Annotated in this window: 17 protein-coding genes; all 17 read right to left on the bottom strand. The window is 53.9% G+C overall.

The genetic code is table 11. The annotated features are described in order from the left end of the window. Positions 1-11: 11 nt before the first annotated feature. Positions 12-848: a class I SAM-dependent methyltransferase gene (locus tag DTF_RS26095; RefSeq protein ID WP_081702897.1), complete on the bottom strand. Its 837-nt coding sequence runs from the start codon at positions 846-848 to the stop codon at positions 12-14. Positions 849-904: 56 nt separating this feature from the next. Beyond that, a complete protein-coding gene (locus DTF_RS22935; RefSeq protein ID WP_035056462.1) occupies positions 905-1,705 on the bottom strand; it encodes a glycosyltransferase family 2 protein in 801 nt (266 codons plus the stop codon). 22 nt (positions 1,706-1,727) lie between these two features. Beyond that, on the bottom strand, positions 1,728-2,765 hold the full coding sequence (locus tag DTF_RS0109805) for a FemAB family XrtA/PEP-CTERM system-associated protein (protein ID WP_035056459.1): 1,038 nt from the start codon (positions 2,763-2,765) through the stop codon (positions 1,728-1,730). A 41-nt stretch (positions 2,766-2,806) separates the two neighbouring features. Then, positions 2,807-4,003, bottom strand: a complete 1,197-nt coding sequence (locus DTF_RS0109800) for a glycosyltransferase family 4 protein (protein ID WP_027715180.1) — start codon at positions 4,001-4,003, stop codon at positions 2,807-2,809. 64 nt (positions 4,004-4,067) lie between these two features. Next, positions 4,068-5,633, bottom strand: coding sequence for a flippase (locus tag DTF_RS0109795; protein WP_027715179.1), 1,566 nt, complete (start codon positions 5,631-5,633; stop codon positions 4,068-4,070). Between the two features lie 91 nt (positions 5,634-5,724). Then, a complete protein-coding gene (locus tag DTF_RS0109790) occupies positions 5,725-6,630 on the bottom strand; it encodes a glycosyltransferase family 2 protein (protein WP_027715178.1) in 906 nt (301 codons plus the stop codon). A 37-nt stretch (positions 6,631-6,667) separates the two neighbouring features. Further along, complete coding sequence (locus DTF_RS26090) at positions 6,668-10,672, bottom strand: DUF1349 domain-containing protein (RefSeq protein WP_155890774.1); 4,005 nt, start codon at positions 10,670-10,672, stop codon at positions 6,668-6,670. A gap of 61 nt (positions 10,673-10,733) precedes the next feature. Beyond that, a complete protein-coding gene (locus DTF_RS22930; RefSeq protein ID WP_035056452.1) occupies positions 10,734-11,912 on the bottom strand; it encodes a class I SAM-dependent methyltransferase in 1,179 nt (392 codons plus the stop codon). Between the two features lie 15 nt (positions 11,913-11,927). Then, complete coding sequence (locus DTF_RS0109765) at positions 11,928-13,112, bottom strand: class I SAM-dependent methyltransferase (RefSeq protein WP_027715176.1); 1,185 nt, start codon at positions 13,110-13,112, stop codon at positions 11,928-11,930. Positions 13,113-13,173: 61 nt separating this feature from the next. Then, positions 13,174-14,403, bottom strand: coding sequence for a class I SAM-dependent methyltransferase (locus DTF_RS0109760; RefSeq protein WP_027715175.1), 1,230 nt, complete (start codon positions 14,401-14,403; stop codon positions 13,174-13,176). Then, the gene (locus DTF_RS0109755; RefSeq protein WP_027715174.1) at positions 14,400-15,458 is read right to left on the bottom strand and encodes an NAD(P)-dependent oxidoreductase; all 1,059 of its coding nucleotides are present in this window, start codon (positions 15,456-15,458) and stop codon (positions 14,400-14,402) included. The genes DTF_RS0109760 and DTF_RS0109755 overlap by 4 nt, the downstream gene beginning before the upstream one ends. Positions 15,459-15,461: 3 nt before the next feature. Then, positions 15,462-16,232, bottom strand: a complete 771-nt coding sequence (rfbF, locus tag DTF_RS0109750; RefSeq protein WP_027715173.1) for a glucose-1-phosphate cytidylyltransferase — start codon at positions 16,230-16,232, stop codon at positions 15,462-15,464. Between the two features lie 43 nt (positions 16,233-16,275). Then, the gene (locus DTF_RS22925) at positions 16,276-17,250 is read right to left on the bottom strand and encodes an XrtA system polysaccharide deacetylase (protein ID WP_081702895.1); all 975 of its coding nucleotides are present in this window, start codon (positions 17,248-17,250) and stop codon (positions 16,276-16,278) included. A 16-nt stretch (positions 17,251-17,266) separates the two neighbouring features. Further along, entirely contained in the window at positions 17,267-18,424 is a 1,158-nt protein-coding gene (locus DTF_RS0109740) for an XrtA/PEP-CTERM system-associated ATPase (RefSeq protein WP_027715172.1), read from the bottom strand. A 131-nt stretch (positions 18,425-18,555) separates the two neighbouring features. Continuing rightward, complete coding sequence (locus tag DTF_RS0109735; protein ID WP_027715171.1) at positions 18,556-19,791, bottom strand: outer membrane beta-barrel protein; 1,236 nt, start codon at positions 19,789-19,791, stop codon at positions 18,556-18,558. A gap of 33 nt (positions 19,792-19,824) precedes the next feature. Continuing rightward, positions 19,825-20,625, bottom strand: coding sequence for a polysaccharide biosynthesis tyrosine autokinase (locus tag DTF_RS0109730; RefSeq protein ID WP_027715170.1), 801 nt, complete (start codon positions 20,623-20,625; stop codon positions 19,825-19,827). Positions 20,626-20,770: 145 nt separating this feature from the next. Then, positions 20,771-22,276: an XrtA system polysaccharide chain length determinant gene (locus tag DTF_RS22920; protein WP_051361200.1), complete on the bottom strand. Its 1,506-nt coding sequence runs from the start codon at positions 22,274-22,276 to the stop codon at positions 20,771-20,773. Positions 22,277-22,345: the final 69 nt, after the last annotated feature.

The following is a 22,345-nucleotide window of genomic DNA, read 5'->3' as shown; positions in this document are numbered from 1 at the left end:
TTTTTTATAATTCAATCTTTCCAACAAGCAATCGAAACGGATTGAAATAATTTACCGCATACCCTTCGCCTTAACGTCGTAGGGAAAGAACCGAGAATTTTCTCTAAGAGAAAAACAAGTAATTTCGGAGTTTCCAAATAATTTCCTTTCACTTCCAGAAATGCCTTAATCTTATTGAATCCCGCATCCTTAAGAATATTCCATACTTCAATATAATTATACTCCTTTAAGTGAAATCCCTCAGATGTATCGGAAAAAAACTTTGAAACATCGTGTGGACCAGCATATTTATGTGGCGTTCTGAATGCATAAATTCCACCATTTCTCAAAATTTTATAGGCATGTCCAAGATGAGTTTTTAGATCATCGAAGTGAATATGTTCAACAAGTTGATCACTAAAACAACAATCAATAGATGAATCAGACAAATATAATTCATAACCATCATATATAACCAACTTAAAGTTTTTTACACTTTTTATATCATCAGTTCTTTGGTCAGAGATATCAACACCAATAATATTTTTGCACTTATCTGCGATAAAGTAGCAAAATTCGCAATCACCCGATGCAAATTCAACAACATCGCTATCCTGCCTTATGAACTTTTTGAAAAATTTCCATTTGGTTTTATTCGAATCATCAATGTGTTCTTTGCAGGATCTTTTAATCAGCCGAGGGTGATCCGAAACAGATGCGAACAATTCACCATACATACTCATATAAATGCTTTTTCTCTCTGATCTGCTTGATTTCTTGATTCTATTTGCAATATTTTTTTCGACTTCATAGTGATGACGAACTTGGTCGTAAGTTCTGTTTTCTGGTAGCTTAATTTTTAATTCCATTCTATCCTCTGATTCATAAGTTTTTATCAAATGTATAAACAAGACTTACAAATAAACTACATAGCTTTTACAATAGGTGTTTTGAACAAAAAACTATGTTTTTTATATAAATAGATCAAACCTTTAAAATGGTTAATTTTAGCCATATTTATCTCAAAACCACGAGATATTTCCTGTGCATGATGAATAATTGACACAGAAGGTACATAATTAATTTGATATCCTGCCTTCCATATTCTAAGACAATAATCAACATCCTCAGGCGCATAGAAGATCCTCTCATCCAGCAATCCAACCATCTCCATGACTTCTCGTCGCAACAACCAAAAGGCCGAGATCGCATAATCCACTTCCCGCCTCTCCACTTCACCAACAGTTCCGATGCCTTCGGCGGCTTCAATCTGCCGTAACCGAAGAAACCGGTTGAGCTTATGCACCAGGGTCGGGAAACGATCTATCGACTTCTGCCAGTTGCCGCTCGGATAGAGGACCTTAGGCACAACCATCCCAACCCTGGAATCCGCCTCAAGCACCTCCATCAGAGCAGGGAAAACTCCAGGCGCAACCTCGACGTCGGAGTCCATCACGCATAAATACGTACCACGGGCCTTTCGCAAGGCCATGTTGCGGGATACAGTGGTCCCGACGTTTTCCCGCAGAAAAATCGGGACAAGAACTCCCGGGTTCTTTTTTTCATACCCCCTCAGAATCCGGGGAGAGTCGTCCTTTGAGCCGTTGTCGACGGCCAGGATTTCATAGGACAATCCTGCAGTATCGAGACTGGTAAAGATTGAATCCAGACAACGGCTGATATACGCGCTGGAATTCCAGGTCAAAATGACAAAGGACAGGTCCATATCTCCCCTTTTGTGTATTTCCTCAAAGACTTATCCACCGTCGAACTTTCGGACCCAGGGAATTGCAGATCTCCAAAGGCAATCTGCGCCACAACGCCTCCATCCGGCCTCGTTTAACCGCCAACTTGGCGATTTCTTTTCCACCCGCCGTCAAAAGATCAGACCAGAAAAGGGGCTGGGGCCGAGCCCCCCATTGTTCCTTGAATTTGTAAGTCCCTTCGCCCGGAGTGGACCTGCCGAAATCGAACCGGGAATGGCCGTTATCCGCGGCGAAGGCAAGGAACGCCCAGTAAAGAAGCATATTGGGATTTAAGTGATTCAGCCGGCGCAGGGAGGAGGCCCAGGGGATGGAAACAGTCTTCCTGTGCAGAAGGATGATGCCGCCCGCGGCCGGCAGCCCACCCGGCGTGTACACCACGCCGACCCTCGCCCTTTCCCCGAAGAATCCCACCACCGCCTCGATCCATTCCCGGCTGTGCACGGGAGAGCCAAGATCACGCATGTTTTCAGTAAAAGTCCGGTAGAAATCTCCTACCAGTTCAAGGCCGCCGAGGCGGACTTTCAAGCCGTCTCGCAACGGCTTGTTGACCTGACTGCGGAGCTTCGACTTCAGACCGGCGAGCAGAGTCCTTGAGTCGCCGGGGAGTTCAAGGACCATCCGGACCTTCTTGATCGGAAAAGAATTTCGAACGCAACCCAGAGAGGTGGGAACAGCCGACCTGATCTCGACAGCTCTGAACTTGATCAAGCTGGCCAGCTTCCTCGCTTCGGCAAACAGTGCCGCCGCCACCGCCGACTCGTATGCGAGGGCGCCCCCGACATCGCAGTAAGGGAGCGAAATCAGCTTCCGACCCAGCAGGGGAACATTCATCCACACCAATGGCAGGACGCCGCAAATCCGCCCATGCTCTTCCGCCAGCAAATAGACTCCCCGAAATCCGTAAGCCTTCTCCACAGCCTTTTTCCAGGCATAAAGCTGGTACGGCAAACCTTCCGGATGATCCAGAACGAAGGCGTCCCAGGAAGTATGATCAATGTCTTTGGCCTGACGGATTCGCATGATTACAATCCCGCTCCCGTATGTCCAGGGACGCTCCTTCTTTATACGGCACCCTCGACCGTTCGAATCAATTGACAATGTCTTTCGAGGTAGGCATTGACGCTGAAATCCGCCTCGGCACGACTTCTACCGCACATGCCCATAACCTGCCTTCTTTCGTGGTCCCTGACCAATTCTTCCATTGCCGTTGCCAATTTTTCAGGGGACCCGGGCGGCACCACAAGACCACATTCTCCCGGAGGCAGAATCGCCGCGGCCCCCCACGGTGTCGATATCCACGGCAGACAAGAAGCCATCGCCTCCAGAAGAACCAATGGAGCACCTTCGTCATCGGAAGCCAGAACAAAAATATCCGCCTTCCACAGAAAGGGCCTTACATCCTTCTTTGTGCCTGCGAACTCAATGCGGTCCGCGACGCCCAGGGATCTCGACAACTCGCGGACGGCTTCATGGTCGGGTCCCGTTCCTACCATAACAAGGCGGGTTTCCGCAGGAATGGAGGCCATTGCGAAAGCTCGAACAATATCCTTGGTCCTTTTTTTCGGATTGAAATTCGAAACATGGATCAAGGTGACCGGATTGGCACGATGCTCAAGATAATCTGCGGAAGGTGTAAAAAATTCCGTGTCGACACAATTTGTTATCAGCTGGATTTCTAATTTATGAGGAGTCGCTATTTTCCGGGCATGCTCGGCCAAATGCTCGGCACAGACGGTTATGGCGTCGGAAGACAGTAAAATCTTGCGATTAAGCCATCGCAATAATGGCGAGAAGGATTCATATCTGGTGAGGTCATTGCCATGATATGAGGCAATGATCCGAACCGGTGAGAATCGCCTCAAAACAAGAAACGGCCAGGCATACCCCCCGGGGAACAAAAGGATTATCGTCCGTATCTCATTTTCACGAACAAATCTGGAAAGTAGCCGAAGGGCTGATATCCCCCGCACTATTGAGGCCAGAGCGGACTTCAAACTCGGGTTGTCAAAGATATAGCTTGGCATCTTTACATACCAGGCCTTTTCACAACCGGGAACAGACTCAATGAACTTCTGAGACTTTGTATGGTCACACACAAACAGGTGCGTTCTAACCCCTTTCAATGCTAAAAGACGATGTAAGCGATCGGCTACTTCAGCAACTCCACCGAGTGTAGGCTTATACCAAGGTGTCACAATCAGGACGGGCGCGACACTCGGCTTCACGGAAGCTGCATCACTCGTTTGTGCATATGACATGGAAAGATCCCCTTTGACCTACATGATTCACTATGGATGGCACGGGTCATCTCCGATGCTCGTATCAATATCCTGTGGCCTCCAGCCCTGCTCTCACTTTATCCCTGAGGCGTGCCAGGGGATGTACTAAAAAGCGGTGTCGCTCGTCGGTAGTGACTCCCACTCCAAGAACCACAACTATTGACCCCATAACAGCACCCACCCCCTGGAAAATCAGATCGAACCAGCTTGAAGGCTTTCCTGCAAGCCGGATACACGTCATAAGGACCACCAACAAGACAGCCACCGCCACGGGTCGCACGCAAGCGCTGCAGAAGAAATCCTTTATGGAAAGACTCACAAGCTTTTGCGCCAGCATTGGAATTATAAAAAAATTCACAATGATTGAGGCAATGGCCGTCGATGCGGCCACCCCTGCAAGCCCATAATAATGAATCAAGATCAAACTGATCGTCAGGTTGATGATGGAACCACCCATTAAAACGATGGATAAAACGCGTATATACCCGGATCCTGACAAAACCTGTGCAGCGATATTAGAGGTATGTCCAGTTATTGTACTGATCAATAAAATCTGCAGAAGTAAAGCCACGGAATGAAAATCGGTCCCTCCCAAATATTTCTCCCCGATCCATAGCCGGTAAAAATCTTCTGCCCAGAACATGGCTGTAAGGACGACAGGAATCATAACCAGAATCAAAAGGCGGGAGCCTTTGTGATAAAGGCGTTGAAGCCCGTCGCTATCCCCCATGGCATGTAATTCGACTGCCGCTGGATAGAGCACTCGCCCCACTGGAGACAGTACTGAATTTACACTTCTAAGGAGACCTGTCGCGAGGGCGTAGTGACCCACGGCTGCGATAGGCATGAATGCGCCAATCAAAATAGCGGGCATGTGCTCATAAGCGTAGGTGTTGACGGAAATCAGAAAATTCCAGGCACCGAATGAAGCGATTTCCCTTAACCGATCCAGCCGTGCCAGTCGCCAGGAAATTTTCAAACCGGGGACGAGCCGGAGCGCTACACGCCAGCGAATAAGATAGTCGACCAAACTGGCTCCGCAGGTCGCCAAACTGACTCCGATGAGCCCATAATCTTTTATGAGCGCAACAAAAATGCCTCCCGCCGTCAAAAGCCGTGTTCCTATCCCGATGAGATTGGCCAGATCGAAGCGTTGCGTGGCCGGGAAAACCGCCGCGAAAGGGAAAAACGTAAATTGAATGGCACTGCTCAAACCGACAATCAGGATGCACCAGAACGACTCGGATTCCAGTTCCCGGGGAAAATTGAATACGTGAGGCGCAACGTGGGCCGCTCCCATGCTGAGAAAAACCAGAAAGGCGCCGAACAAGGAAAAAGCCACGACTGCACTGCTGAGGCACTCGTTTGCCCTGCGATGGTCACGAACAGCCAGATAGCGGGTAAGATATTGAGTCACCCCACCCCTGAATCCAAGATCCAGAAACCCGTAGTAACCGATCACGCTCGACGTCAGTATCCACACACCGTAACGCGCCTCTCCCAGCTCACGAAGCACGAAAGGGGTCAGCAACAGGGTCACCAGCGCATTGACAGCGAACCCCACCCAGTTACTGGAAACGTTGCGCAATATGGTTGCAGCTCTACTCACGTTGATCCTTTTAAAATATTGTTCATTCGTGGACCGGCTTACTGCTCATTTGTGTCTCTTCACTTATTAGATTTATTGTTTTCGACGAGGATCAACTCCAGAGTTTGTAACGGAGAAGCGCTGCGAAACTTCTGCTGCCTATTCGGATATCTTCTATCATTTTCTCCACATTATCCCTGAATCGAACCCAGCGAAGCACATGCAGGGCACAGCGCCACTGCTGATGCAGAGTTATCGGAGATTTCCGAATCACCCGGAAATATTCCCAGAACCATCGCCACCGGGGAAAAACGATTTTCCCGGCATTGGCCGTATCGAACCAGACGGTGACGGAATGACGGCCGCGGTGCCGGTGAACGGATCGTCCGGCGTGTTCCCGATGTAGAAAAAGGTTTTCCCCAATTTGCCGGAACCGGCCATGAAGAGCCAGTTCGGCAAGAAGAACCTGATCCGAACCGTCATAAGATCCAATCAGCGATGTTTGGCGCAGAATATCTGCCCGCATCAAACCAAAGATCGGGGGTGAGCCTCGATGCATTTTCAAAAGTTCAAGGAATCGGTCCTCAGGCAGGGCCAGAGAAGTGTCCAGTCGGTATGGCCGTTCAGCCAGAGTGTTACCCCGCTCATCAATGCCGACCTCCTGGGTAAAGCAAAGAACAAGATCAGGGTTTTTCTCAAGAACTTCGAGACATCTTGCAAGGTATTCCGGCCTGAAGGCATCGTCATGGGCGGCCCAGTGAAAATATTTCCCTCGGGCCATTCGGAAGACCTGGTTGTAGTTCCTGGCTGCACCTATGTTTTCCGGATTTCTGACGTAACGAATCCTGGCGTCGGATTCAGCATATTCACGGCAGATTTTCTGCATGCCATCCGTAGATGCATTGTCAGAAATGATCAACTCGAAATCCGGGAACGTCTGGGAAAGAATGGAGTCGAGAGCATCCCTTATGAATTCCTCCCCATTGTAAACCGGCATACCCACGGTAATTATCGGCATAATCCCCTCTTCGCGAAATGCGGGCAGGACGACATTGTCATGGCGCGGACGTGACATTTTTGAAATAATCGATCAGTGCCGTGAAGGCCGGCGGACTGGATCCGGCGTTGCCGGCATACACCCCGGCAGCCGTCACCGTCATCGGAAAACTGAACGTGTGGGGACTCTGCCAGTTGATCCCGTCGAAGGAGTAGGAATGCGTCCACTGCGACCCTGAACGTTTCACACGCATATACAGCGGGGCCGACCCGCCAATCACCCTGCTGCCCCGGACCTGGGCCGTCCCTGCCCACAGGCTGGCGGTGAACAGGCGAACAGCGCTTCCGTCGAAATAACTGCCGAAACGCAGATAGTGATCGGCGTCCTGTTCGACCAGGATCCCCTGCATCTGGTATTTCTGGCTCGCCATCCGGTCGAATTTCACCTCGACCTCGAAGTCGCTGTCGGGCGCGGCCTGCAGCAGGCGCGGAGCCTGATTGCCGCTCGTCCAGAGGTCGTGCGAGACGCCGGCCGGTACCGACAGGGACACCTGGGTGCCGGTCATCGTCAGGCCGGCATCCCCCACAGGATCCACCAGAGTCCAAACCCCCGTGTCCAGGGTCGAAGCGCTGAATTCATCCGAGGCAATGACCGAGCCCCCGGAGCCCCCCTCCATGACGGTGGTGAAAACCAGATCCCCGGAGGTTGCGGCGTTGCCGGCAGCGTCGAATGAACGGACCCGGTAGTGATACTCGGTGTCGGGGGTCAGCCCACTCAGGGTGACCGCGTGCAGCGTCGTCAGAACATCGTTGCCCGCGTCGCCTTCTTCGTATCCCGCAGTCAGCCCGTAACTCACCCAGGTGGTTGCCGGCTCGTCCGTGCTCCAGCTGATGGTCGCCTGGCTGGCTGCCGGAGCGCCTGAGGAGATGTTGCTCAGGGCCGGCGGGGTCGTATCGTCCTCCACTTCGAATGTCGCCGTAATATTCAAGTTTTCGGAAATGACCACCTGAAGAGGGTTCTGGCTGCCGGACGCCGCCCCGCCCCACCCGACAAAACTCCAGCCAGGATCTGGCACCGCGGTCAATTCCACCGTTTCGCCTGGAGAGTACGACGCCCGATCGGGATTTCTCTGCACGCTGCCGCCTCCGGTGATGTCGATGATCAGAAGGACGGCGCCATTTGGATCTTCAGGGACGATGGGAGAGGCGGTATTGAAGAAATAGTCGATCACCGCGGTATGGGCCGGAGCGCTGCCGCCGGCATTACCCGCATAGACGCCCACACCCGTGACGGCCATGGCACGCGCAAAAGCGGCTCCATTCGACCAGTTCATCCCATCCCGGGAGTAGGACTGCGTCCACTGGTCACCACTGCGTTTCACCCGCATATACAGCGGAGCGCCGCCGGGGATGACCATGCTCTTGTGTACGGTGGCCGCCCCTCCCCAGAGACTCGCCGCGAAGATCCGGGTAGCGCTGCCGTCCGAGTAATGGCAAAACCGAAGATAGTGATCGCTGTCGGTCTCGACAATAATCCCCTGCATCTGGTACTTCGATGACACGGCCGATTCGAATTTCACCTCTACCTCGAAATCCGTATCGACGGCTGCCTGCATGAGTCGAGGCGCAAAATTGCCGCTCGTCCAGAGATCGTGCGAGACGCCGGACGGTACCGACAGGGACGCCTGGGCGCCGGTCATCGCCAGGCCGGCATCCCCCACCGGATCCACCAGGGTCCATACCCCTGTGTCCAGGGTCGAAGCGCTGAAATCGTCCGAGACGATAGCCGAGCCTCCGCCCCCCCCCTCAACGGCGGTGGTGAAGACCAGATCCCCGGAGGTTGCGGCGTTGCCCGCTGCGTCGACGGAGCGGACCCGGTAGTGATACTCGGCGCCGGGGGTCAGCCCGCTCAGGGTGACCGCGTGCAGCGTCGTCAGAACATCGTTGCCCGCGTCGCCTTCTTCGTATCCCGCAGTCGGCCCGTAGCTCACCCAGGAAGTTGCCGGCTCGTCCGTGCTCCAGTTGATGGTCGCCTGGGTGGTGCCCGAGACGCTTTTTACATTGCTAATCTCCGGAGGGGTTCCATCATTCATCGGCAATAACGGAGTCACGGAAAGATTGCCGAAACTTGCGTCTACATGATGGGCTACCAGCAGAAAAGAGCCCCTGCCGGGATCAGCTGGACTGTTGTTTATGGGCATGAGATCCCAACCCGGGGGTTCCACCTCCCCCTCCGGCCAGACTTTCAAACTGTACCGCGAGCCCCCCTCCGGCAATGATTCAACCCTCATTTTAAAGAGGTATCGGACTTCGAAATTCAGTTTCTTTCCGCTGGTATCCTCGGCGATTAAACCGCCCTTGCTGCCAATGATTTGCAAGCGCTCTCCTTGCCAGCGATACCAACCCAGAGCACCCATGGGCCACCAGCCGATGTTCGGCTGCCACCCGCCCCAATCATAGTGACCATTCCATCGCATCAGGATACCGACTCCAGGCCCATAACTCGGCGCACTGTAACCGGAAGGATCGATCCCATGGATGGTGACAGGGACGGTGACTTCGTAATCCCGCCACGTCATATCGCCGATCGCCACCAGCCGGTCATAATCGAGCACCACTGGATGGATGCTGCTCTCTTTCAACGCCCACAAGCCATCCACAACTTGAGCGACATCCTGGATATTGCCCGTTGAACTCCAATCAATGGCGTAGACCTGAGGCCAGATATTGCCATGATGCCGATAAATTGAGATGGTTTCAGAAAATGAATATCCGAACTCCTCGATTGCCTCAATCATGAGCTGATTATCACCGGTCAAAAGGTCTTCGATTGCTATTTCGACATTGAAGTCTCCTGGTGAAGCTAGTCTGTAACTATCAGGACCCATGGATAGAGGATATAACGGACCATCATTAAGGCTATACCCAAGATCTATATTATCTGTACAGCCATTGACATTACCCAATATGTTGACCCATCTTTGTGGAAAACCTAGCATTCCAAATGATTGTTGTTTGCCATACCATATTTCAATATTACAATTATGAGGATCTTTTTCTGTTTTGATAATAAAGTTTGGAGAATAACTCTCATTACCTGATGAATCTCGTGAAATAATCCTATAATAATAATTGGTGTCAGGATTTAACCCCGAAATGATCAGATCGTGTGAATAAGAAAAGGCAGGATCGACAACCGACCCGAGTTCGTAACTGTCGGTAACTCCATACTCCACGATCCCTTGAGCGGATTCGTCCGTTTTCCAGGCAAGCTGGAACATCGTATCGCGGGGAACAGCGACTATGCCATATTGGAGAGGGGGAACGGTATCTGGATCAGTTACCCCGTCTTCGCTGCCAACAGGGCTTTCCGAATTGAAAAAATAATCGATCACGGCAGTATGGGCAGGTGGATTGCTTCCGGCGTTACCGGTAAATATCCCGATACCGTTCACAACCATCGGATGGGTAAAGCTCTTCCCAAGTTGCCAGTTGAATCCGTCGTAAGAATAATAGGGGTACCAGGTGTCGCCTGAGCGCTCCACCCGCAGATAAAGAGGGGGATCCCCTGGAATTATCTTGTCCAACTTGACGCTGGGTTTCCCATTGATAAAAACCGCTGCGAAAAGCCTGCTTCCGGAGGTGCCGGATACAAAATCAAACCGGATAAAATTTCCGCTGTCTTCTTCGACAAGAATCCCCTGCATCTGATAGGGGATGGTGACCCCCGATCCGAATTTGACCTCGGCGGAAAAATCCTCGTCCTCTGTAGCCTGCATCATCCTTGGGGCCAGATTGCCCGCGGTCCATACATCATGAGACTGCCCTGCGGGAACCGAAATCAGCAAATGAGCGTCACCCGAACCCGCCCCGTCGACCATCAAGGTCGCATCCCCGAGCGGGTCGACGAAATTCCAGAGACCGATATCGAGATTGGGGTGATTGAAATCATCAGATGTCAAAGCGAAAGACGGAACAGGGAAAACACCCATCGCTATAACGATGATGAACAAGGATAATAATTCCGGCAGATTTCGAAACCTTGATCCGTAACTTTCACTCACCTTGCGCCTCCTTCAAGAAAACTGCCTGTGCTGTACGCCAACCTCTGCCTCAGAAGCTTTCTCAGGCGACAATGATTTGCGCACTAACCCTAAACTGCCGAAGCATCGCGAAGACCTCTTCCCGGTAGATCGGGTTCATCAAAACAACCACCTCCGGTTCGTCCTTGATGAGCATTTTCGGAGATACGATCTCGTGCCCCGTTCCAGGAACAAACTTTCCCTGTTTTTGAGGATTTACATCGACCACATACTCAATGGTTCCCTGGTTTTCAAACAGGTTGAGGAAGGCAATCCCCTTGGACCCTCCGCCCCATACAACGGCCCTCTTTCCGGCTTTTGCCATATCGTTGAGGCGCTCTTTCCAGAGACTGACTTTTTTCCGGTGAGCCCCCTCAAATATCGCGGCCCATTTTCGTACTTCATCGAGATCCGGTGACCGCACCGGGAAAGGGGTTTGGTCTTTGGCTGGAAAACCCTCGATGCAAAGGAATTGTTCGTCGAAGGCCTCCCCAACCTGAGTCACCTTGAATCCTGCCAGCTCGAAGCTTTGCCGCAGTGAGCCGGCCCAGAAGAAGGAACAGTGCTCGTAGATGATGTCCCAGATCCCGAGGTCCCGGAGGGTGTACAGGGAGTTGGGCACTTCGAAAAAAACCGCCGTTCCGGTCTTTTCTCCGATAGCTTTCCGAATTTCGGCAAGAAAGTCGGTTGGGAACCGGATGTGCTCCAGAGCCTGCCGGCAACAGACCAGATCGGCCGTCCACGGAAACGCGTTTTTCCCGAAGTAGTCCCGGAAGATCGTCACGTCCCCTGCAGGCTCATGCCGGTCGAATTCATAGCTCGGGTCGAAACCGAATCCTCGATTATCCCCAAGCCTGCACAATAGATGGAGAAAGTCCCCTTTGCCGCAGGCAATCTCCACGATGTTCTTCCCCTTCAGGGAATGCCTTTCTACCAGATCGGCGGCAAGAGCTTCGGCATAGTGTTGAAATCGTGGGGAGAAATGGAGGGAATTCTCATAACCGCTGTCGTACTCCATCAGGGCGGGGTCGAAAGCCGAATTGAACAGGTGACCGCATTCCTGGCAGAAGTGGAGATGGATATCTCCCTTCGGCGCCCGCAGCGCCTCCTCCCGGGTCTTCCAGAGCACGTTACAGCAGACCGGAACCCGGTCGATCCTGATAACTTCAAAAACCCGCCGGGAGCGGCATACCGGACAAGATGTCGGATCAGGGCTTGGCATCGGATCATCCTCTCTCTAGACTGCCATCATGTCGGGCTCGAGCCCCATGGACTGCAGCTGCCCGCGGATCTCGTCACAGTAGATGGCGTTCATGACCACCACCAGGTCGGGTCGGTACTCCCGGAGAAACTCCGGGGCCACAATTTCCTGTCCGCTCCCGGGCATGAAATACCCATGACGATACGGATTGACATCGACCACGTATTGAACTTCATCGGTAATCCCGAGGGTGGTCAGAAAGGCCACCCCCTTTGAGCCCGACCCCCAAAGGACCACTTTGCGCCCATTGAGCTTGTTCCAATCAAGTTTCTGCCGCCACCGCCGGACTTTTTCTTCGAAGCGGATGGGAAAGGTTGAAACGTGTTTCTTGATCTGAGCCAGATCCCGCTCTCTCGGAGAAATCGGTCTTTCGGAATTCTCTCGCGCGGGACGGACTTCGACAGTCAGATATTGACCGTCATACTGGGTATCGAGACTGATGATATTGAAACCGCTGGCCCTGAAGAGACGGGCCAGGGAACCCGAGCTGAAATAAGAGCAATGCTCGTAGTAAATATCTTCGAAGGCGCATTGGTGAAGAATCCGGGTCGTATCGGGCACCTGGAAATATACGGTCGTCTCCAGCCGGTCGCCGATGGCACGGCGGATCATCCGGACGAACTCACCGGTCGGCCCGATATGTTCCAGGGTCATCTTGCAGACGACTAAATCCGCCTGGATGTCGGCATACTTCTCGGAATAAAAGTCCTTGATGAAGGTGACCCTGGAGGCTGCCGGACCGGTCAGGCGCCCTTCGTGATAACCCGGATCGAAACCGGTGCCGCGGTTATTGCCCAGCTCGCACAGAAGAAGCAGGAACTCCCCCTTTCCGCAGCCAATCTCGAGGATGTGTTTATTGCACAGTTGATGTCGGTCGATCAGTTGGCGGGCCAGGGTTCGGTGAAACGCATTGAAAGTCGCAGAGAATCCCTGGGTTTCCTCGTATCGACCGGAGTACTCGGTGAGGCCCGGGTCAAAAGAGGTGTTGGCGGCAAACCCGCATTCAAGGCAAAAGCCCAGATTGATGTCTCCTTTGGGGTAGCTGATCGCTTCCTCACGGGAGCCGAGAAGGATGCAGCTGTTGGAGGGCACTTGAGACGCCTGGTGGAAAACCTTCATTTTCTTTTCACCGCAACTGGGGCAAAGATGCTCTGCAGCCATGGACTTCTTCCTTCTTTGAAAAGATTGAAAAATCTTGCAACTGCAGTTTTCCAGCGGAGACCTACACGATCTTCGGAGCAGGAATCGGTACGATGAACCTCCCTCCCCGTCGGCGGTATTCGGCCTGCTGCTCGAGGACTTCGTCGGCAAAGTTCCAGGAAAGCAGCAACACGTATTCCGGCATCTCGTCGAGCAGTTTTTCGGTGCCGAAGATGGGAAGATGGTGCCCGGGCATGTAGCGGCCATGCTTGTACACATTGCGATCCACGACATAATCCACCAGGTCGGTGCCGATGCCGGCATAATTGATCAAGGTGCAAGCCTTGGCAGCCGCCCCATAGCAAACAATACGGCTGCCTTTTCCTTTAAGGTCTTTCAGCAGGGCCAGCAGCGAATCCCTGATCTCCTGAACCCGTTTGGAAAACTCGCTGTAGTAGTCGACCCGGTCTATACCCAGAGCCTTCTCTTCGCCCAGCAGTTGCTGCACCATCGGACCGGGTCTATCCTGTTTTTCCACATACAGCCTGAGGGAGCCGCCATGGATGTCGATTCGCCGCACATCATTCAGGAACAGGGCGTGCCGACGGAAAAGCCGGTCAAGCGCGGTGACCGAAAAGTAGCAGAGGTGCTGATGATAGATGGTGTCAAATTCGGAGTGGTCGACCAGGTCTCTGACGTACGGGACTTCGACGACAGCCATTCCGTCTCCCTTGAGCAGGAGCGCGATCCCTTCCACAAAACCGTTGGTGTCGGCCACATGGGCCAGGACGTTGTTGGCATGGATAACATCAGCCAGCTTGCCCGCCCCTTTCAGTTCGATGGCCAGATCCCGCGTAAAGAAGGTGTTTAGAGTGGTGACACCGTTTTCCACCGCGACCCTGGCGGGTCCGTCCGCCGGATCGATCCCCAGTACGGGAATCCCCTGCTGGACGTAATTCTTGAGCAGATATCCGTCATTGCTCGCCAGTTCGATGACCAGGCTTTTATTCCCGAGATTTCTTTTTTCGATCATTTCGAGCACGTTGTCCCGGGTATGCTTCAGCAGGTATTCGGAAATCGAGGAATAATAGGGATAGTCGTTGCAAAACAATACTTCGGGGGGAACGGTTTCCAGAATTTGCATCAATCCGCACGAGGAACAAAAAGCGACCTCCAAAGGGTAGACCGGTTCAGCTTCATGGAGCAGTTGGGCCGGCACCAGGCGGTCGGCCAACGGAGTGATGCCCAGGTCGAGAATAGGATGAAGGTCCACAGCTTCGCAGGAACGGCATTTCAAAGAAATTTCTTTCATTGTTCCCCTCCGACGGCTTCAGCATATTGCTGCCCTGTCCAGCGAAAATTCTCATCCAGGAGCCCCTCTCCAAGCAGATACTTGATGTGACCGATTCGCATGTATCGAGGCCCCTCGAACTCCTCAAGCGTCAATCCGACGCTTTTGTATTCCTCATATAACTGCTCGATGGCGCGTCGTGCCGTCCATTGGGGTTTGAACCCGTGCAAAGTATGGGCGATCTTGTTACAGTCCACCCGGTAACAACGCTTGTCTGCACCGGCTTCCGGGGCGTACTCGATGCAACACCCCGGCACGGTCTCCCGCACCAACTCGGCAATTTCACATATCTGATAGTTTTCGGTCGTCAGACCGACGTTGAACGCCTCATTATGGACAACTTCCCTCGGCGCATGAAGGACCGCAATATATGCTCTGGAGATATCCTCAATATGGACGATGGGACGCCATGGGGTTCCGTCACTTTTCAGGTAAACACGGCCTGTTGTAAAGGCCCAGGCGGTGAGGTTGTTCGCCACCAAATCGAAACGCAGGCGGGGGGAGACACCATAGGCGGTGGAGGCCCGCAGATAAGTGGGACTGAAGTCTTCATCGGCCATCCGGGACAGCGCGGCCTCTACCCGGACTTTCGACCAACCGTAGGGGGTCACCGGATTGAAGGTCGTCTTCTCGGTGAGAAAATCAGAGCCACCGGCACCATAGTTGCTGCAGGAAGATGCGAACAGGAAGCGCTTCACCTTCGCCTCCTTTGCTTTTTCTGCCAACCTGACAGAACCCCTTTCATTGATATCCTGTGTCAACTCCGGGCGAAAATCACCAAGGGGATCATTGGAGAGACCGGCCAGATGGATAATCGCCTCAAACCCTTCCACATCGGCCTTCTCGACATCTCGCACATCCTTTTTGAGGACGGGGATCCGGGGGATGTCGCCGCAGAAGGTGCACCGCTGGTATAGATCGGAATCAAGGCCCGTCACCTCATGCCCTTCGGCCAGCAGCATGGGGACCAATATTGTGCCTATGTAGCCATGGGAACCCGTTACCAGGACTTTCATTTCCTACCTCCTCATCCAAGGGGTGTTACCAGAATTCCACAGGCTCTCCAGCAATACCTTGTCGCGCAGGGTGTCCATGCACTGCCAGAAAGAGGTGTGTTGGAATGCCATCAACTGACCGTCCCGGGCCAAATTCTCCATGGGTGACTTTTCCCACGGGGTGCTGTCTCCCTCGATATAATCGAATATCTCCGGCTCCAGGACGAAGAAAGCCCCGTTGATCCAGCCTTCGGCGGTCTGAGGTTTTTCCGAGAATTCAACCACCCTGTTATCCGCTTCCATTTCGATATGTCCAAAGCGGGCCGGTGGCCGTACCGCCGTCATCGTAGCGAATTTCCCGTGAGTCCGATGAAATGAGAGAAGATCATGAAGATTGACGTCCGACACGCCATCCCCCCATGTCAGCATGAAGGTGCTATCGCCCAAATAAGGCTCCAGACGCTTTATTCTGCCACCGGTATTGGTATCGATGCCGGTATCGATCAGATGAACTTTCCAACTACAACGATCGCCATCATGCATCGACACCTCACCATTTTCTAAATCGACTGTAAGATTGCTATTTAAATGACAATAATCCACCATATACTTTTTGATCATTTCGCCTTTATAGCCAAGCGCAATGTAAAATTCTTTAAATCCATAATGGGCATAATGCTGCATGATGTGCCATAAAATGGGAATCCCTCCGATTTCAACCAATGGCTTGGGTTTTAACTGGGTTTCTTCTGACAATCGCGACCCTACACCTCCGGCAAGTATTCCGACCTTCATAAGCAATCTCCTTTGCAATTTAAAATGATATGAAACTGATCTTTCAACTATTGCCTAATGCAGCACGAATGGGATGTGGGACTGGAACCCGCGGCATCTTGACGGGCAGACAATCCTCTCCTCTGTCTTCTGCTGCAGCCAGCGATTTCCGAACCGGCACAAAGGAAAAATCTTCAAGCAACTTCCGGAACCGTCCCTCAGTCTGCCCCAAATTCAGATAATGCCGCATCCGGCTCTTCCAACTCGCTCCCGCCATCCGCGGTTGCTCCGGGTCGAGTTCCCAGGGGTGGATGTAAAAGACGAATGGCAGCCCCTCATGACGGTTGATGCGCCGCAATCCCCAGCGGGTCACTTCATAGGGGAAAAGGCGGAAATAGCCGCCGCCGGCAATGGGCAGGTTGCGGCCGCAAAGGTTCAGGGTGGTGATGGGAATCTCCAGCATCCGGCAGCCGGAGTCTGGAAAAGGAGCCTCCGCCCCACTTTCATCGGGAGCCCATTGTCCTTCGCCGCCACGGACCACACAGAAGGGAAAACGCGGCCAGTCGGGAATCCCGTAGAAGTCGTGTGCTACCGGGAACACGCTGGAATCGTAGAGATACCCCGCTTCCATGAGCTCGTCGTAAGCCCAGAGGGAATTAAGACCGATGGAGTAACTGGGCGCCCGATAACCGAGGATTTCCTGCCCGCTCAGGTCCTCCAGCAGGGTCTTGCTGCTGTAGACGTCTTCACGGAACTCAGCTCGGCTCTGGGTACCGACCCGGCGGTGACCATACCCGTGGCTGGCTATCTCATGGCCTTCCGCCGCGATCCGCCGCACCAGCTCAGGAAACCTTCTGGCCACCCAGCCGAGGACGAAGAACGTCGCCTTGACCTCCGACTCCGCCAGAATCGCCAGAACCTTCACGGTGTTTCGGTCGACCCGGAATTCGCAGCTCTCCCACATTGATGGCGGCGATACCGCCTCGAAGGCGCTGACATGGAAGTAGTCCTCCACGTCGATGGTGAGAAGGTTGATCATATTTGTCTCCATGCGTTCACACTCCGAAGAGCCGCTCCAGGAATCCCTTCTTCTCCGGCTCCTTTTCCGGGAGCTCACTTCTTATCCCGGAACTGAAGCGCAGGCCCGTCCGCAGATCCGAAAGTTGCCGTGAGATCCCGCTCAGAGTCTCCTCCATCCGGAGGTTTTCCGCCTTCTGCTTGGCGACCTCCCGCTGGCCGTCTATCAGGGATTTGATCATCTTCTCCTGAAGGACGAAGCGCCCCATCAGCTTCTGTTGACGATCCTGCAAATCCTCGATCAGCGACAGGATGTCTTTCCAGGATCCGTTCTCTTCCGCCCCCATGGGCGGACCCGAAGCAGTCGGGTCCTTCTCCCGGATCGAGGCTTCCCTGGTCGAGAACTCGCCCGCCACCTCCTCCACCAGCTCCGGATGGAGGACGGTCGTCGACTCCGCGAAGGCGGCCAGCAGCAGGAAGTCGCAGAAGATGTTGATCAGTCGGGGGGTCCCGCGGCTGTGTTTGAAAATGACGTCGAAGGCGCCCTCGGCAAAACGAACCGCCTCCCGATTGCCGGCCAGTTCCAGGCGGTGCAGGATGTAGTTTTCGGTTTCCTGGCGGTTCAGGGGGTCGAGGTTGCAGTTGATGCTGATCCGCTGCCGAAGCTGGCGAAGGTCGGAGCGGGCGAGGACTTTCTGCAGCTCCGGCTGTCCGACCAGGATGATCTGCAGCAGTTTGCTGTGAGCGGCTTCGAGATTGGAAAGGAGCCTGACCTCCTCCAGGGTCTCCGGAGAGAGGTTCTGTGCTTCATCGATGATGAGAATGGAGCGGCAGCCTTCGGCATGGCGGGCGATGAGAAAATCATTGAGATCGCGAAGCAGGGTAACCTTGTCTTTCCCCACGGTCTCCAGTCCGAAGTCGTCGTTGATCAGCGAGAGCAGCTGCTCGCCGCTCACTCGGGTATTGAAGACCATGGCCAGGCAGACGCCGGTGTCCAGCTCGCCGATCAGGTTGCGGATGATGGTCGTCTTCCCGGAGCCGACCTCGCCGGTCAGTAGCACGAATCCGGCCCCCTCCTCGATGCCGTACCGGAGGTAATTCAAGGCCTTCTGGTGCGCCCGGCCAAGGTAGAGAAACCGCGGATCCGGCACAAGATCGAAGGGCTTGGAATGCAGACCGAAGAAGGATTCGTACATCTTGGGTTCCGTTATTAGTTATTGGTTATTTGGCATTCGTCCCGGGTCCAGCCGTCGCCTTGCAGCTATGGCTGGCAAGCCCTCGTCCCAGGTCACTCCTCACTCCTCACGCATTTACCTGAACCTTGAACCTAGAACCTGACCGCCACCTCCAGAAATACAACATTGTTCCGGTAATCATCCGAGATTTCGCTGTCCTGGCTCGCATGGTAGTTGTAGCCGCAGCGCAGGTGCCCGTATTTGAAATCCCTCTGAGCGCTGAGTCCAATCCCATAACGAAGCGACTGGTCTTCTTCGGGCTTGAACTCGAACCAGGTGACGTAGGGTATGGCCTGTATGCTGATGCGGTTCCGGAGAAGCACGTTCATCTGAACGACCAAGCCGATGGAGAGGTCCTCCCGGTCCGAATCGAGATATTCATCCTCTTCCAAGGTCAGGGTTGCAATCGTCGGGATGCGCCGGTTGTTCTTAAGGGTTGCCTTTACCGTTCGGATATTGACGAGTCCGGAGTCGACCGAGTCGTCAACCGTCTCTTCATAGCCCAGACCGAAGCCAATCTCCTCGGTCAGGGCGTAATTCGCCGCGATGTTGAGCAACTGCACCGTCATTTCGTCGTCTTCGGTCTGGTCGATGACTGCCACTCCGCCCCGGGCGTTCAACGTCAGCTTGGGACTAGAACGGTGAACGAAGCCGGCATAAAAGTCATCCCTCCGGTAATCGGCTGCAGTGTCCGAGCGGTAGGTACTATGGTCATACCCGGAGGAGATGGTGAGCTTCTCCGAGATTCGCTTCTCCAGCTCCAAACCGCCGCCATATCGATCGGAGTCGTTTCCTGCACTGTCATCGTTTTCAACAGGATCGTCATAGGAAAGCTTCTCATAGTGGAAGGTCGCCGTGGCGGTAAAGGTCTTCCATCGCCGGTAGCGGTAGCGCGGATTGACCCGGAATCTGTTTGAGTTGGTCCTGTTGACCACCACGTTCTCCTCAGTCGAAGGGCGGCGTTCATCCACCACCACCCGCCGGAACTCGTCCAGAACATTCACCGTGAAATCATTCTCAGGGAAAAGGTCCGCCTTCAGTAACGCCCGCTGCGCAGTGCTCGGGTCGGTTTCGTCGAGTTCCGACCGATCGCTGTACAGCCGAAACTCGAACCCGTATCTCGCCTCAAGGTCTATGCTCTTCCTGTCGAGGAAAATGGAAAGGTAAGGTGCCACTGTAGTGATGAAGTCATCCTCCTCGTCTTCCTGCAGGAAAACGTTGTCGTTGTACTCCTCCCTCAATGTGAGACTCGGACTCAGCTTCATCCTTGCCGAGACCTGAACGGCGCCGACCAATGTCACGATGAGCATCAGAAGAATACAGAGCAATGGGCGCCTCAAAACCGACCTTTCCCCGCCACTTCAACGGTAATTGTAGTAATAGGCCCCCTGACCCGGGGCGGAGCTGACATCATTGAAGACCGTGCCGAGCAGAGTGGCTCCTTTCAGGTTGCCGAGAGCTTCCTTGACCTGACCGGGCCGGGCATGCCCCTCCCGGACCACGAAGATCACCCCGTCCAGCGCCGCTGCGAGAACCTGGGCATCGGCAAAAGGGAGAGCCGGGGGGGTGTCGAAAATGACATAGCGGTCCGGATAACGATGCTTCATCTCTCGGATGAGGTCCTTCATCCGGCCGGAGGCGAAATGCTCCACTGGATCATCCACCGTGCCGCCGGCGGGCAGCAAAACCAGTTTTCCGAGGCCGGTTTTGATCAACACCTTGCCGAGATCCTTCCCTTCCTTGAGGCAGTGCACCAGCCCGACTTCGGGCTTGAGCCCCAGATATCGATGCAGGGAGGGATGGCGCAGGTCGGTGTCGACCAACAGCACGGTGTGGTCATAATCCTGTGCCAATGCGAGGGCGAGATTCAGAGAGGTGATTGATTTCCCCTCCTCCGCCACCGCGCTTGTCACCGCCAGGGTTTTTCCGGTCTGCTCACGGGGGTTGAGTCTGAGCAGCAGCGACTTCAGCTTTCTATATTCCTCGGCCGCGACATGGCCATTGGTCGCAACCAGATAAGGACTGGTGATTGGAATCGGTTCCGCCCGCAGAAGCTGATCCCGATCCTGCGGCCGCTCCGACCACTCCGGAAGGGGATGCACTACATCCCCCTCCTTCCGCAGTCGGGCGGCCTTTTCTATGGCCTGTTCGATTCGGCTCATGGAATGTCCTTTATATAAGTCCCGGTCCAGGCGTCGCCTGTGGCTATGCCCTGGCTAGCCCGAGTCACTTGTCACTTGTCAATTGCCACGCCTCTTGAATCTTGAACCTAAACCTCGTTCCTCATCCCACGTTCCGCGTCCCTAATTACGCAATCCTCTTGGCTGCCTCGAAGGCGAGCAAACAGACGACTCCGACCAGGTAGACGGAGGCTGCGCTGAAGACGAGGATGTCCTTTCGTCGACGTCTGGCTTCGGCCTGTGGGATGATGACGCGGGGGATCACCGCCAGGACCTCGACGCCCAACTCCTGCAACTGCGAGACGTTCTTGACCGACCCGTCGAGGAAATCCCTAAAAATAGCCGCCCCCACTCCTGCGGCGAGACCACCCGCGATTGCCAGGAGGATCATTCGAACCATGTCGGGGGAAACAGGTACAGTGGGGAAAACCGCCGGATCGACGACCCGGAAGTTGGTGGTCTTGCCGCCGATCTCCATCTGCTTGGAGACCTCCGACTGCCCCAGGCGGGCAAGCAGATCTTCATATAGTTTTCGATGGGAGTCCCGCTCCTGCTCAAGGACTGCCAACTGCTTGCGGTTCTCGGGAATGTGTTTCAATTCGCCTTCCCTGGCGATGATCAGTTCCTTCAGCAACCGTTGCCTGGCTACCAAGGAGCTGATCTCAGCCTCGACAGTCAGTCTCTGCTGCTGGATTTCCTGGTGGAGCGGATTGACTGCCGTCAGCCGACTTTCCGTCAACCCTTCCTCGCCTTTTTCGCCCCCCTGGCGCAACGCGTCGATCTCGGCTTTTACCCTGATCACCTCGGGATAGTTTTCGGTATAGGCCAGAAGGAGCTGCCCAAGCCGCCTCTCCAGTGTAGCGATCCGGTCTTCGACCTGCTTCTCGCTGAAGATCGCCACCGTCGGGTCCAGACTCTTGAGCTGACCGGACAGCTGCTGCCGTCTGGCTTTCAGCGTATCGCTGCTCAACCGAAGCATCACGATTTCCTTCTGATACTGATTGATGTCCTCGAGCAGGGATTTCTCATCCCTTGACAGGAAGATCCCCTGGCTCTTGCGGAACTCGATAATGGTATCCTCCGCCTTGTCGAGCTTTTCCTTTTGGAGGGCCAGCTGTTCGTGGAGAAACCGGCTCGCACCATATGACTCCTCCCGCTTGGCGGAGAGATTCTCCTCCAGGTAGCGGTTGATCAGCCGATTGATAAATCCCTGGGCAAAACGGGGGTTATCGTCGACGATGGAGACTGTAAAGAGGCCATTTCTTTCCTTGACGCTGATCTGAATCCGTTCCTGCAGGCTGGTGATGAGAGCCTGTAGTTCGGAATCGTTGTGGGTCGTACTGTCGATCTCCAGCTCTGCGAGAACCTTGGAGATGATGTCCCGGCTCACCAGCGCGTACTTGAGTACGCGGACCCGGTCCTCCATCTCGGGGGTGACCGCAATTCCCTTGACCAGATTCTTGATGACGTTCTCTTCGATGAAGACGGTGCTGTCCGCCTCGTATTTCCTCGGCAGGGAATAACTGTAGGCGATGATACCGGTCATGACCGTCAACGCTATGAGCAGACAGAGGTACCTCCGCGTGTAGACGATCTGCAGATATTTGAAAAGTTCATTGAAGCCCTGGTCCATCGATTTTCCCCTTTCAGCCCCCGACTCCCGGCTCTTGACAGATTCAAAAACCTTTGAGCCATGAACTAT

Source organism: Desulfuromonas sp. TF (assembly GCF_000472285.1).
Taxonomy (GTDB): domain Bacteria; phylum Desulfobacterota; class Desulfuromonadia; order Desulfuromonadales; family ATBO01; genus ATBO01.
Note: the sequence above shows the minus strand (reverse complement) of the source record. Positions and strands in the feature narration are given on the sequence as shown.